General features: G+C 71.0%; 12 protein-coding genes. 10 read left to right on the forward strand and 2 right to left on the reverse strand.

The annotated features are described in order from the left end of the window. Positions 1 to 89 precede the first annotated feature (89 nt). Positions 90 to 1298 (reverse strand): helix-turn-helix domain-containing protein, encoded by a 1209-nt coding sequence (locus tag ACFYM2_RS22430; RefSeq protein WP_388838519.1) that lies wholly within the window; start codon positions 1296 to 1298, stop codon positions 90 to 92. 473 nt (positions 1299 to 1771) lie between these two features. Here ACFYM2_RS22430 and ACFYM2_RS22435 point away from each other — a divergent pair, with 473 nt between their 5' ends. Together ACFYM2_RS22435 and ACFYM2_RS22440 are read left to right on the forward strand one after the other, a co-directional pair. Further along, complete coding sequence (locus ACFYM2_RS22435; RefSeq protein ID WP_388838522.1) at positions 1772 to 2086, forward strand: glycine-rich domain-containing protein; 315 nt, start codon at positions 1772 to 1774, stop codon at positions 2084 to 2086. A 548-nt stretch (positions 2087 to 2634) separates the two neighbouring features. Beyond that, complete coding sequence (locus ACFYM2_RS22440; protein WP_388838525.1) at positions 2635 to 3315, forward strand: class I SAM-dependent methyltransferase; 681 nt, start codon at positions 2635 to 2637, stop codon at positions 3313 to 3315. Here ACFYM2_RS22440 and ACFYM2_RS22445 read toward each other — a convergent pair. Further along, the gene (locus ACFYM2_RS22445; protein ID WP_388455048.1) at positions 3266 to 3820 is read right to left on the reverse strand and encodes an ATP-binding protein; all 555 of its coding nucleotides are present in this window, start codon (positions 3818 to 3820) and stop codon (positions 3266 to 3268) included. The genes ACFYM2_RS22440 and ACFYM2_RS22445 overlap by 50 nt on opposite strands. A gap of 582 nt (positions 3821 to 4402) precedes the next feature. Here ACFYM2_RS22445 and ACFYM2_RS22450 point away from each other — a divergent pair. From ACFYM2_RS22450 to ACFYM2_RS22485, 8 genes are all read left to right on the forward strand, one after another. Beyond that, a complete protein-coding gene (locus tag ACFYM2_RS22450; protein ID WP_388838528.1) occupies positions 4403 to 5605 on the forward strand; it encodes an ROK family transcriptional regulator in 1203 nt (400 codons plus the stop codon). A gap of 42 nt (positions 5606 to 5647) precedes the next feature. Continuing rightward, entirely contained in the window at positions 5648 to 6985 is a 1338-nt protein-coding gene (locus ACFYM2_RS22455) for an ABC transporter substrate-binding protein (protein WP_388455052.1), read from the forward strand. A gap of 7 nt (positions 6986 to 6992) precedes the next feature. Next, a complete protein-coding gene (locus ACFYM2_RS22460) occupies positions 6993 to 7937 on the forward strand; it encodes a sugar ABC transporter permease (protein WP_358994894.1) in 945 nt (314 codons plus the stop codon). Between the two features lies 1 nt (position 7938). Beyond that, a complete protein-coding gene (locus tag ACFYM2_RS22465; protein ID WP_358994897.1) occupies positions 7939 to 8817 on the forward strand; it encodes a carbohydrate ABC transporter permease in 879 nt (292 codons plus the stop codon). Between the two features lie 8 nt (positions 8818 to 8825). Beyond that, a complete protein-coding gene (locus ACFYM2_RS22470) occupies positions 8826 to 10091 on the forward strand; it encodes a 6-phospho-beta-glucosidase (RefSeq protein ID WP_388838531.1) in 1266 nt (421 codons plus the stop codon). Next, positions 10088 to 11062 (forward strand): N-acetylglucosamine kinase, encoded by a 975-nt coding sequence (locus tag ACFYM2_RS22475; RefSeq protein WP_388455058.1) that lies wholly within the window; start codon positions 10088 to 10090, stop codon positions 11060 to 11062. The genes ACFYM2_RS22470 and ACFYM2_RS22475 overlap by 4 nt, the downstream gene beginning before the upstream one ends. 199 nt (positions 11063 to 11261) lie before the next feature. Next, complete coding sequence (locus ACFYM2_RS22480) at positions 11262 to 12644, forward strand: hypothetical protein (RefSeq protein ID WP_388455060.1); 1383 nt, start codon at positions 11262 to 11264, stop codon at positions 12642 to 12644. 59 nt (positions 12645 to 12703) lie between these two features. Beyond that, positions 12704 to 13756 (forward strand): glutamate ABC transporter substrate-binding protein, encoded by a 1053-nt coding sequence (locus ACFYM2_RS22485; RefSeq protein ID WP_388838534.1) that lies wholly within the window; start codon positions 12704 to 12706, stop codon positions 13754 to 13756. Positions 13757 to 13761 lie beyond the last annotated feature (5 nt).

Consider the following 13761-nt stretch of genomic DNA (forward strand, 5'->3'; position numbering starts at 1 on the left):
CCCACCCCACCGGAGGCCGGGCCTACGCGCGGAAGAGACCACCAGCCCCGAACTCGCTGTCCTGCAAGGAGCGGCGAGTGCGGGGCTTTCTATGTTTGTGCGGCGCCGTCGAGCAGCGCCCGGACGTCTGGAATGTCGGGGAACTCCTTGAGGCGAGCGAGCACGATTCGCACACGCTGTGCTGTTCGTTCGCTGGCCACGTCGGCAGAGAGCGAGATCACGCGCGCAGCGACGGTTGCCGCCTCCTCGGGTTCGTTGGCATCTGAGAGGGCGACGGCGAGCCACGACAAGTACAGGGCAAGCTCCCGCGTGTGGGTCGCGTCGTACCGGTCGAGTACGTCCCGAAGCAGCGGAACAGCGCGGAGCGGTCGGCGAAGCTCCGTGTACACACGGGCCTCCATGACTTGGAGTTCGCCGGAGTCGACCCAATACAGATAGGCCGGTGCCCCGCTCCCTTCGCTGTCCTGACTCAGTGCCTCGCCGGCCTCTCCCAGTGCCCGAATGGCAGGCTGAGTTTCACCGGCCTTGGCGTGCGCCCAAACCACCCGGTCGAGGTAGAGCGCGCGAGCCTTGGCCGGCGCGTCCGTTCCGGCTACGTCAAGAGCGGCGCGGGCAAGACGAATGCCCTCCGCTTCTCTGCCGATATTGCTGAGTTGGTAGGCCAGCGACCCGGCGAGGTTCCCGGCCAGGGTGTCATCCCCTGCCTCCCTGGCGGCGCTGAGTCCTAGCCGGTAGATCTGTTCCGCCTCTCCGCGCTGCCCGGCGTCGCTCGCGATCCATCCGGCGATCTGCCCCAACTCGCCAATTTGACGCAGTAGTTCCCGACCAACCTCTTCGCTGTGGCGGCCTTCCCGGTGGAGCTTCACGGCCGAGCGGAGTTCGCGGAGCGCGGGACGGATCAGATCCCCACCGGCTAAAACGTCATCGGCCAGCCGTAGGCCGTGCACGCGCTGTTGCAAGTCGCCCACCTGCTCCATGCCGACGCCTCGCCCCGTGCGGGCGCTGAGGGGGGCTAGTGGGTCACCGGCGGGCAGATAGTCGGCCAGCGTCGGCAACGGAGGTTCAGGGGGAGCCTGCGGCGCCGCGAGCGTGTCCACGGGCACGCCGAGAGCGGCAGCGATGGACGGCAGCCATTCGCGGGGCGTGCGCTTCCCCGTTTCCCATCGGCTGACCTCCTGACGGCCAACCGGTTCGCCCTGAACTCCGGCAATTCGGCAGACCTCCCGCGCAAGTCGCGCCTGGCTCCATCCGCGCATGCCTCGCTCGCGCCGGATGTTGGCCCCCATATTCCCCGACATGTGCCCAGTCTGGCCGACAGTTGGCCTACATGTGGCCGCTGGTCGGTATTGCTTCGCGGCAGCACGATCAAGGCGTACGACATTCGAGGGGACGGCGAGAAGCGACGGCCGGCAACTGGGCGCCCACGGTGGGTGGTTACGCGAGTGGCGGGCGCGTTCATGCTCGTCATCGGGTGGGCGCTCCCCGTGGCGCTGCTCGTATGGGGCCTGCGTGGCCCTCTCTGAGACCCCCGGCTCCCGGGTGAGGTCCGCACCGGTCCGCCCCTGCTACGGATGGCAGGCGGACGTGACGGTGGTCCCGTCCCACCCGGGAGGCGGGGTTCAACCCCGCTGTCTGTGTCGTGATGTGAGGTCCAACGCAGACAGCGGGTCCAACCCACAAAGGAGAAACGCACATGCGAGACGCACACGCCTTACTCACCCCGCAGGGGTTCGAAGGAGTCGCCGCAACAGTCCGCGACAACAACCCCGGCATGTCCGAAGCTACGGCAGAGCGCATCGTGACGGAAGCGCTCAAGTACGTGGCTGCGGCCGCCAAGTTCCCGACCGTACCGATCCAACCGTCCAAGGTCGTGGACGAAGGATGGCACGCGCTGATTCTGCACACCCGGCTGTACGCCCGGCTCTGCGAGGGACTGGGGCACTTCGTCAACCACTTCCCGGAACGGCCGGGACCGGAACGGCACGACCCGAACGTCCTGACCCGCACAGTAGCCCTGCTCGAACAGGCGGGCTTCACCGTGGACGCAGAATTGTGGACCGGACCGATCAAACCCTGGTGGGTGTAGCCGCGAACTGCTCTCACACCCCCGTGCCGGGAGGTTGCGGGCCGATCAACCCCGGTAAGTGCGCAACGCACGGCGGGGGCAGCGGCAAGTAGCTAGGGTGGCGCGCAAGGCAGGACGGAAGGTGGGTCAATGGACGCGAACGAGGCCCGAGAAGTTGAGGCCAAGATCAAGCGGTTGGGCCTTTCCTGGGTCGTAGCACCGATGGATCCGAACAACAGTGAGGGTCCATGGGGTGTCTATGACATGGCTGACCCCGTTACACGGGAACCCATCAAGGCCGAAGCGTGGTCAGCAGTGCTGGCCAAGGCTGCCGATAGGGGGCACGACTCCCGGTCGAACCACGATCGGACCACCACACGCGGCTTTGTAGTTCCTCCCACCGACGGCTGACCGATGCGCGGCTGGCCAGCAAGTATCCCCGTTCGTCTTGGCATTCGTGCCATGGCAGGCGGGGCTACTTGTTGTCCTGGTGCCCATCCTCGCCGACGGGAAGCGTGTCCCGGTTCACGCCGAACTTGGCCGGCGGCCGGACCTCTACGCTGGGGCGCATGCCTGAAGCCACCCCACACGACTGCCTCACCGCCACCCGCCAGGCGTACGACGACGCGGCCGGGACCTACGCGCGGCTGTTCCGGGGCTCGCTGCGTGACAGTCCGCTGGACCGGGCGATGCTCGGGGTGTTCGTGGAAGCGGTGCGGGCCGGCGGGGGTGGCCGGGTCGGGGATCTCGGGTGCGGTCCCGGTCATGTCACGGCGTACCTGGCCGAGTTGGGGATGCGTAAGGACGACGTGTTCGGCGTCGACGCTTCACCCGCCATGGTTGAGCTGGCCCAACAGGCTTACCCGGACATTCAGTTCGCCGTCGGCACGATGGGCGCCCTGGACCTTCCCGACGGCGCGCTGGCCGGGGTGCTGTCGCGCTGGTCCATCATCCACACCCCGCCGACCGAACTCCCCGTCATCGTGGCGGAGTTCGCGCGCGTGCTGACCCCCGGCGGCCACCTTCTGCTCGGCTTCTCGGCGAGCGACGGCGCGGCCGAGCCCGTCCAGGTCTTCGACCACGCGGTCGCGCCGGCCTACCGCTGGTGGCCCGACCACCTCGCCGCGCTGCTGCGCGAGCACGGCCTCGTGGAGGTGGCCCGGATGGTCCGCGAGCCGCTGCCCACGGACCGCCGCCCGTTCAAGGAGGTCCATCTGCTCGCGCGCAGGGCGGACACCCCGACTCCTTGACGCCCGACAGCGGTTGGCGCGCGGGCCGTGCGTGGCCGGGCGTGCGGTTCGCCACGCCCTTGTCCACGGCGTACCGGGCCGCACCGGCGGCCTCGGCCCGGCCCAGGGCCAGCTCCGCGTACACCGTCTTGCCGACCGCACGCGGCTCGATGCCCCAGCGGTCCGCGAGCGCCCCGACCAGCAGCAGGCCCCGGCCGAACTGTTCGTCGTCGGCCGCCGCGCGCGGTCTCGGCGCCGATTCGCCGCGCGGGTCGGTGACTTCGATGCGCAGCGCCGTGGCGCCCAGCGTCAGGCGCACCCGGAACAGCCGGTCGCACAGGCACCCGTGCAGCAGTGCGTTGGTGGCGAGTTCGCTCACCAACAGCGCGGCGTCCCCGGCGAGTTCGGGGTGCCCCCACGCGACGACGAGCGCGGCGGTGCGACGGCGGGCCAGGCTCACGCTGCGGGCATCGGGGGTGTAGTCGAGGCAGTCCTCGTACGCCGGAACCTGCTTGCGCTCCTCCATGGACACGCACCTCCTTGTGCGGCTCGGGGTGACGGTGGCTATGCGGTTGCCCGTGCGGGGCGGTGGGGTGCACTCCCGTCATTGTTCGCCGTGGTGGCCCGGCGTGGGGACCGCGACGCCCGTGAGGCACCCGGAACGGGCGCGAGTCGTCCGGGGACAAGTGTCCCGATCGAGCGAGGGGGGATCGGCCCGCGCGCGTCGCGGGCGCCGCGCCTGTCCCGTGGACGGATCGGTTCGGCAGGGCGGCCGGGCCTCAACTGTCGTGGGACGCGGGCCCGGTGGGGAACTCCTGCGGCCGCGCGACGCGGCGGGCGGGGCGTGGCAGCGGGCCGTCCACGTCGTCGCCGCCTCGAAGCCGCACATCGTAAAAAGGCGGCAAGGCCCGGTCCCGGCGCGCGACCCGGACATCCGTACGCTGTGTGAGTTCCACGGACGGGACGACCTCGGCGGACAACACTTTGACCGTCGGCTCGCCCCGCCCCATTGACGCGCGCCGAACCGCGCCCTACGTTCCTCTCAACAGATAGGAAACTTTCCTAACAGTGTGATGGGGAAGCGGGCGAAGGGGGAGGTGGATTCGTCGTGGCCGGTACTACCCCGGGGACGCCGCGCGTACTCCGCGCGATGAACGACCGGGCCGCGCTCGATCTGCTCCTGGAGCACGGCCCCCTGTCGCGGACCCGGATCGGCAAGCTCACCGGGCTCTCCAAGCCCACCGCCTCGCAGCTGCTCGCGCGCTTGGAGGCCGCCGGGCTCGTCGTGGCCACCGGGACCACCGAGGGACGGCCGGGGCCCAACGCCCAGCTGTACGCGGTCAACGCCCGCGCCGCGCACGTGGCCGGGCTCGACGTGACCCCCGAGCGGATCCGCGCCGCCGTCGCCGACGTGGCGGGCGAGGTCGTCGGGGAGTTCGAGGTCACCACGCCCGGACGGCGCGCCGAGTCCGTGGTCCGCCAGGTCACCGACGCGCTGGACGGCGCGGTCAAGGCCGCCGGACTCGTGCGCGGCGATCTGCACCGGGTCGTCATCGGCACCCCCGGCGCCTTCGACCCGGGCACCGGACGGCTGCGGTACGCCTCCCATCTGCCGGGCTGGCACTCCCCCACCCTCCTTGACGAGCTGGCCGCCGCCCTGCCCATGCCGGTCGAGTACGAGAACGACGTCAACCTCGCCGCCATCGCCGAGCAGCGCCTGGGCGCGGCCCGGGGCCACGACGACTTCGTCCTGCTGTGGAACGAGGGCGGGCTCGGCGCCGCGCTCGTCATCGCGGGACGGCTGCACCGGGGCTTCACCGGCGGCGCGGGCGAGGTCGGCTTCCTGCCGGTGCCGGGCGCCCCGCTCGTACGACAGGTCACCAAGGCGAACTCCGGCGGCTTCCAGGAGCTGGCCGGCGGGCAGGCGCTGCCCCGGCTCGCCCGCGAACTCGGCGTCGCCCACATGCCCGCCGGAACCGTGAACGAGGTCGCCGTCGCCCTGATCGCGCGCGGCGCCGAGGCGGCCGAAGGCCCCGAGCGTGAACTCCTCGCGGCCTTCGCCACCGGGCTCGCGACCGGCCTCGCCTCGATGGTGGCCGTCCTCGACCCCGAGCTCGTGGTGCTGTCGGGCGCGCTGATCGCGGCCGGCGGCGAACCGCTGTGTGAGCTCGTGCGGAGCGAACTGGGCGAGCTGGCGGCCTCCCGGCCCCGGCTCGTCGTCGGCGAGGTCACCCGACTCCCCGTCCTGCGCGGCGCGTTGGAAGCAGCGCTCGCCACCACGCGTGACGAAGTCTTCGACACCGCACGCTGATCCCCCCTCTTTCCACCCCCAGCCCTCCCGGGAGACACCGCCATGCCCACCATCCGCCGCACCCCGGCCGTCGTTCTGGCCGCGACCGCGTCCATAGCCCTGTTCGCCTCCGCCTGTACGGGCCAGAGCGGCGCCGGCACGACGGACGACGCGTCCAAGGACACGACGATCACCTTCTGGCACGGGTGGAGCGCGGCGAGCGAGGTCAAGGCCATCCAGGCCGACGTGGACGCCTTCCAGAAGGCGCACCCCACCATCCACGTCAAGGTCGTCGGCAACGTGACCGACGACAAGATCAACCAGGCGCTGCGCGCGGGCGGTTCCAGCGCGCCGGACGTGGTGTCGTCGTTCACCACCAACAACGTGGGCAAGTTCTGCTCGTCCAACGCCTTCGCCGACCTCGCCCCGTTCCTGAAGAAGGACGGCATCGACCCGGCGAAGACGTTCCCGAAGAGCATGAACGAGTACACCCAGTTCCAGGGCAAGCGGTGCGCGCTGCCGCTGCTCGGGGACGCCTACGCGCTCTACTACAACAAGGACGCCTTCAAGGCGGCCGGCATCGACGGGCCGCCCACCACGTGGTCACAGTTCGAGGCCGACGCCAAGCTGCTGACCAAGCCGAAGGGCGACTCCTACGAACAGCTCGGCTTCATGCCCGTCTATCACGGCTACGAGACGACGACCGAGCACTACCTGGCGCAGTGGTCGCCGACGTACTTCGACTCCAGCGGCAAGTCGAACATCGCCAAGGATCCCGCGTTCGAGAAGGGCCTCGCCTTCCAGAAGGAGCTCGTCGACGGTCTGGGCGGCTTCGCCAAGCTGGAGAAGTACCGGACCTCCTTCGGCGAGGAGTTCGGCGACACCAATCCGTTCAACACCGGTCAGGTCGCGATGGCCATGGACGGTGAATGGCGCCTTGGCATGGCGCTCGCGGGCAAGGCGAAGTTCGACATCGGGGTGGCGCCGCTGCCCGTGCCGGACGACCAGCGGGCCACGTACGGCAAGGGCTATCTGACCGGCACCATCGCGGGCATCGCCGCGACCTCCAAGAAGCAGAACGCGGCGTGGGAGTTGGTCAAGTTCCTGACCACCGACACCGACGCGGTGGTGGACTTCGCCAACGCCATCCACAACGTGCCCTCCACCTTCGACGCCCTGAAGTCGCCGAAGCTCCAGGCCGACCCGCGCTTCAAGACGTTCCTCGACATCGCCCAGAACCCGAACTCCACCACCACCCCCGCCTCCGTCAACGGCGGCCAGTACATCGTGTCGCTGCAAAACCTCGGCTACGCCGTGGAGAGCGGCAAGCAGGGCGACATCAAGGCGGGTCTGGCCGGCACCGCCCGGGAGATCGACGCCGCGATCGCGCAGGCGAAGTAGCCCGGCCATGAGCACCACGTACACACTGCGCGCCAAGCACCGCCGCTCGGCGCTGCGCACCCTGGCGTTCCTGGCACCCTGGCTGATCGGGTTCGGCGTCTTCTTCGCCTACCCGCTGATCTCCACGGTCTACTTCTCCTTCACCCACTACGACGGTTTCGGCGCGGCCACCTTCGACGGTCTCAAGAACTGGGGTTATGTCTTCAACGACTACCCGCTGTTCTGGCCGGCGCTGCGCAACACCCTGTGGCTGGTGGTCGTCATGGTCGCCTGCCGGGTGGTGTTCGGGCTCGGCGTCGGCATGCTCATCACCAAGATCAAGACGGGTGTCGGCGTCTTCCGCACGCTGTTCTACCTGCCCTACCTCGCCCCGCCGGTCGCCGCCACCCTCGGCTTCGTGTTCCTGCTCAACCCCGGTACCGGGCCGGTCAATTCACTCCTCGGCGACCTCGGCATCCCGGCGCCGGACTGGTTCACCGACCCGTCCTGGTCCAAGCCCGCGCTGACCCTGCTCGCGGTGTGGGGCGTGGGCGACCTCATGGTCATCTTCATGGCCGCACTCCTGGACGTACCGAAGGAGCAGTACGAGGCCGCCGAGCTCGACGGGGCGTCCGCCTGGCAGCGGTTCCGCTATGTCACGCTGCCCAACATCTCGCCCATCGTGATGTTCGCGGTGGTCACCGGCGTCATCCAGGCGATGCAGAGCTACACCCAGCCGCTGGTGGCGGGCAAGGTCGCCTCCGGGAACCTCGGCAACTCGGGCCAGCAGTTCGAGCCCGGCTACCCCGACAAGTCGACGCTGACCCTGCCCCAGCTCGTCTACAACCTGGGCTTCCAGCGCTTCGACTACGGCTCCGCCTGTGTGGTCGCACTGGTCCTGTTCGCCCTCTCCATGGCCTTCACGGCGCTGCTCATGAAGCGGCGCGGCGGGCTCGTCCAGGCAGGTGAGTGACATGACGTACGCCCCCCAGGCTCCGGCGGCGACCCCGGCGGCCAGGGTCGCCCGGCGCAAGGCCGCGCTGCACTGGATCGCGGTGCACGCGCTCGGTGTCGCGGCCGCCCTGTTCTTCGTGCTGCCCTTCGTCTTCCTGCTGCTCACCTCGCTGATGGACGACCACCAGACCCTCACCCGCGACCTGATCCCGCACCACTGGGCGTGGTCCAACTACCGCCAGGTGTTCGACACCCCGGGCTTCCTGAGCTGGTGGAAGAACACCCTGCTGTACGCCGGACTCGGCACCGTGCTCAGCGTGGTGTCGTCGGTGCCGGTGGCCTACGCGCTCGCCAAGTTCCGCTTTCGCGGCCGCGATCTGTCGCTGATGCTGGTCATCTCGACGATGATGCTGCCGCCCCAGGTGGTCATCATCCCGATGTATCTGTTCTGGGCCAGGCAGCTGGACCTGTCGGGCACCCTGTGGCCGCTGATCATCCCGCTGGCCTTCGGCGACGCGTTCACCATCTTCCTGCTGCGGCAGTTCCTGATGACCATCCCCAACGAGTACCTGGACGCCGCCAAGGTGGACGGGTGCGGGGAGCTGCGCACCCTGCTCAAGGTGGTGCTGCCCATGGCACGGCCCGGCATCGCCGCCGTCGCGCTCTTCCAGTTCTTCTACGCCTGGAACGACTACTTCGGACCCCAGATCTACGCGTCCGACACGCCGGGGTCCTGGACGCTGAGCTATGGCCTCGAGTCCTTCAAGAGCGCGCACCATACCGACTGGAACCTGACCATGGCCGCGACCGTTCTGGTCATGGCCCCCGTGATCCTCGTCTTCTTCTTCGCACAGAAGGCCTTCGTCGAGGGCGTCACGCTGACCGGAGTGAAGGGCTGATCGATTCAATGAAGCTCGCAGTAGTGGGGGGCGGGTCCACCTACACCCCCGAACTCATCGACGGCTTCGCCCGGTTGCGGGACACGCTGCCCGTCAGTGAGCTCGTCCTGGTCGACCCGGCCGCCGACCGCCTGGAGCTGGTGGGCGGGCTCGCCCGGCGCATCTTCGCCAAGCAGGGCCACCCGGGCAAGATCATCACCACCTCCGACCTGGACGCCGGCGTCGCGGACGCGGACGCCGTGCTGCTCCAGCTGCGCGTCGGCGGACAGGCCGCCCGCCAGCAGGACGAGACCTGGCCGCTGGAGTGCGGCTGCGTGGGCCAGGAGACGACCGGCGCCGGGGGCCTGGCCAAGGCCTTGCGTACGGTGCCGGTGGTGCTCGGCATCGCCGAGCGCGTGCGCCGCGCCAACCCCGACGCCTGGATCATCGACTTCACCAATCCGGTGGGCATCGTGACCCGGGCCCTGCTCCAGGCCGGGCACAAGGCGGTCGGCCTGTGCAACGTGGCCATCGGGCTCCAGCGCAAGTTCGCCAAGCTGCTCCAGGTGACGCCCGGCGAGGTCCACCTCGACCACGTCGGCCTCAACCACCTCACCTGGGAGCTCGGGGTGCGCCTGGGCGGTCCCGCGGGCGAGAACGTACTGCCCCGGTTGCTCGCCGAGCACGGCGACGCCATCGCCGACGACCTGCGCCTGCCCCGCCAGGTCCTGGACCGGCTCGGCGTGGTGCCCTCCTACTATCTGCGCTACTTCTACTCCCACGACGAGGTGGTGCGCGAGCTCGCCACCAAGCCCTCCCGGGCCGCCGAAGTCGCGGCAATGGAACGGGAGTTGCTGGAGATGTACGGCGACCCGGCGCTCGACGAGAAGCCGGAGCTGCTTGCCAAGCGCGGCGGCGCCTTCTACTCCGAGGCCGCCGTCGACCTCGCGGCGTCGCTGCTCGGCGGCGGGGGAAGCCCCGTGCAGGTCGTCAACACGTACAACAACGGCACGCTGCCCTTCCTCGCGGACGACGCCGTCATCGAGGTGCCGGCCCGGGTGGGACGCGACGGCGCGGTCCCGCTCCCGGTGCCCGGACTCGACCCGCTGTACGCCGGGCTGATCGCCCACGTCACCGCGTATGAGGACCTGGCGCTCGAAGCCGCCCTGCGCGGCGGGCGCGACCGGGTGTTCCGTGCCCTGCTCGCGCACCCGCTGGTCGGGCAGTACGACCACGCCGAGAAACTCACCGACCGGCTGATCGCGCACAACCGGGAGCACCTTTCGTGGGCATGAGGGTGCTGGCGATCGACGCCGGCAACAGCAAGACCGACGTGGCGCTGATCGACGCGGACGGCACGGTGCTCGGCGCCGCGCGCGGCGGGGGCTTTCGGCCGCCGGCGGTGGGCGTCGAGGTGGCCATGCACATGCTGGCCACCACGGTGGAGGAGGCCCACCTCGCCGCGGGCGGCCCCGGTCCGCTGCGGGTCGAGCACGTGTCGGCGTGCCTGGCCAACGCCGATCTGCCCGTGGAGGAGCGGGAGTTGGCGGCCGCGCTGACCGCGCGCGGCTGGGGGCAGTCGGTGAGCGTCCACAACGACACCTTCGCGATCCTGCGCGCCGGGCTGCCCGTGGGCGCCGAGCCGTGCGGGGTCGCGGTGGTGTGCGGCGCGGGCATCAACTGCGTCGGCATGACACCGGACGGGCGCACCGCCCGCTTCCCCGCCATCGGGAAGATCTCCGGCGACTGGGGCGGGGGCGGCGGGCTCGCCGAGGAGGCCCTGTTCTTCGCGGCGCGCGCCGAGGACGGCCGGGGGGAGGCGACCGCGCTCGCCTCCGCCCTGCCCGACCACTTCGGGCTCTCCTCGATGTACGAGCTGATCGAGGGGCTGCACCTGGGGAGGATCCCGGTGGTCCGGCTGCACGAGCTGAGCCCGGTGCTCTTCGAGGTCGCGGCGGCCGGTGACAAGGTGGCGCGTTCGCTCGTCGAGCGGCAGGCGGAGGAGATCGTGGCCCTGGCCACCGTGGCGCTCGGGCGGCTCGGCCTCCTGGAGGTGGAGACGCCGGTCCTGCTCGGCGGCGGTGTGCTCGCGGCCCGCCATCCCCAGCTGGACGACGGCGTACGCGAACGGCTCGCGGCCCGTGCGCCCAAGGCGGTGCCGCTGGTGGTGACGGCGTCGCCCGTGCTCGGCGCGGGCCTGCTGGGCCTCGACCGGGTGTCGGCGCCCGACGAGGCGTACGCGCGGCTGCGGGCCCAGTACCCGTAGGTCCGCCAGGGGCGGTGGGTCGGTGGGGCCCGGGGGAACCGAACGCCCGGGCGCCGCGTATACATGGGGAGGGACGTGGGGGCGGGGGCGCGCGGGGCTCACGGCGCGCGGGGTGGCAGGTAACAAGATCCAGACAACGCTGGATGGTTGTCGGTCCCTGCGGCCATACTGCCTAGGCAGCGACCGAGGGGGAGGTCAGGTGGCGAATCCGCCGAACGTGCGCGAACCGGGGACGCGGGGGGCCGTGGCCCGGTCCGCCGCGCCGCCGCGCCCGGGCGCGCGCCGGGGCCTGGCCGAGGCCCGCGAGCGGGCGCGCGCCGCCGCGACGACCGAGCCCGGCCGCCTGTGGATCATCGGCACGGTCGTGGCGGTCCTGGTGCTCGCCTTCGGCGCGGTCACCGCCTGGGAGGTCTCCGACCGCGCGGCCGCCGCCGACGACGTGGTGAGCCGCAGCCAGCCGCTCAGCGCGGACGCCGCGTCCATCTACCGTTCGCTCGCCGACGCGGACACGGCGGCGGCGAGCGGCTTCCTCGCGGGCGGCCAGGAACCGCTCGATGTGCGCGCGCGGTACGACAGCGACATCGCGACCGCCTCCCGGCTCCTGGTCAAGGCGGCCGCCAACACCACCGGCTCGGCCGACTCCGCCCAGCAGATCGCCACCCTGAACCAGCAACTCCCGCTCTACAACGGCCTGATCGAGCAGGCGCGGGCCAACAACCGGCAGGGCTTCCCGGTCGGCGGCGCCTATCTGCGCTTCGCCAACCAGAAGATGTCCACCAGCCTGCTGCCCGCCGCGCAGAAGCTGTACGAGGCGGAGACGGGCCGCCTCTACGACGACTACGGCCAGGCCGACACCTGGCCGTACGCGGCGATTGTGCTCGGCCTGGTGGCGCTCGGCGGCCTCCTGTGGGCCCAGCGGCGCACCTATCTGCGCACCAACCGGGTGTTCAACCACGGCCTGCTGGCCGCGACGGCCGCCGCCGCGGTGATGCTGCTCTGGCTGGTGGTGGGGCACGCGGTGGCCTCCTCGGACCTGTCGGCCTCGCGCGCGCACGGCCAGGAGTCCCTGAAGGTCCTCAACGACGCCCGGATCAGCTCCCTCCAGGCCCGCGCGAACGAGAACCTGACGCTGGTGGCCCGGGGCGCGGTGCTCACCTCCGACGGCAAGGACCAGTACGAGGCGGACTACATCCGGGAGATGGCCACCCTGTCCGACCGGCTCGGCGCGGCCCGCGCGCTGGCCGACGACGACGCGGGCAAGTCCCCCGTGGCCGCCGCGGCCGCCGACATGAACACCTGGCGCACACGGCACACGGCGGCCCGCAGGACGGACGACAGCGGCGACTACGACGGCGCGCTGACCCAGGTCCTTGGCGCCAAGAACTCCACGGGTGAGAGCTTCGACCAGGTGGACAGGGCGCTGGACACGGCGATCGCCCACGAGCAGCGCCAGTTCACCTCGGCCGCGTCCGACGGCCGGGGCGCCTTCTCGGGTCTGCCGGTCGGCGCGGCGGTCCTCGCCGTGCTCGCGGCGGCGGGCGCCGGGGTGGGCGTCAGCCGCCGCCTCGCGGAGTACAGGTGAGCGACATGGACGGCGGCAATGGACCAGCGAGCAGCGGTGGATGGGCGAGAGGGGTCGCGATGAGCGGCGCGAAGAGCTCGGCGGACCCGGCCCGCGCGGCCGCCCCCGGCACCAGCACCGGCACGGGCCGCGCCCGGCGCGCGGCCCGGCGGCTGCGCGGCTGGGGCGGGGTGGCCGGGATGGCCCTCGCGCTCGCCGTCGCGGCCGGCGCCCTGATCCCGCTGAGCCGGCACGGCGGCCAGGCCACCTCGGTGAGCGTCGGCCCCGCCGCCGCGCGGGGCGTGCCGGCCAAGGCCGACGACTGCGTGGACCCCGAGGCGAGCCTGCCCCCGTCGAGCGCGGACGGCCCGAACATCGACGCCATCAAGCGGCGCGGCAAACTGATCGCGGGCGTGGACCAGAACAGCTTCCGCTGGGGCTACCGCAATCCCACGACCCGCACCCTGGAAGGCTTCGACATCGACCTGGTGAAGGCGATCGCGAAGAACATCCTGGGCGACGAGAACGCGGTGATCTACCGCGCCATCCCCACCAGCCAGCGCATCCCCGCGCTCCAGAACGGCACGGTGGACGTGGTGGTGCGGACCATGACCGTCAACTGCAAGCGCGTCAAGCAGGCCTCGTTCTCCACCGCCTACTTCGAGGCGGGCCAGCAGGTGCTCGCCCCCAAGTCCTCCGCCATCACCGGCTTCGACGACTCCCTCAAGGGCAAGCGGGTCTGCGTGGCGGCGGGCTCCACCGCCTTCGACGCGCTCAAGGCCGCCTCGCACGGCGCCGACTACCAGGACTTCACGGTCCCCAACCAGCTGGACTGCCTGGTGCGCCTCCAGCAGAACCTGGTGGACGCGGTCGTCACCGACAACGCGCTGGCCGCAGGACAGGCCGCCCAGGACCCGGCGGTCCAGCTCAAGGGCAGCCCCTTCACCACCGAGTACTACGGCGTCGCCGTCAAGCTCGGCAACACCGATGTGGTGCGGCGGGTCAATCAGGTCCTGGTGGACTACCGGGACGGCGGGGACAACAGCGCCTGGATGAAGGCCTACCGTCAGTGGCTGGCCGCCGACCTGCCGGGCATAAAGAGCCCCCCGGCACCCAAGTACCGGACGGGATGAGCACG

Source organism: Streptomyces sp. NPDC006711 (assembly GCF_042869775.1).
Taxonomy (GTDB): Bacteria; Actinomycetota; Actinomycetes; order Streptomycetales; family Streptomycetaceae; genus Streptomyces.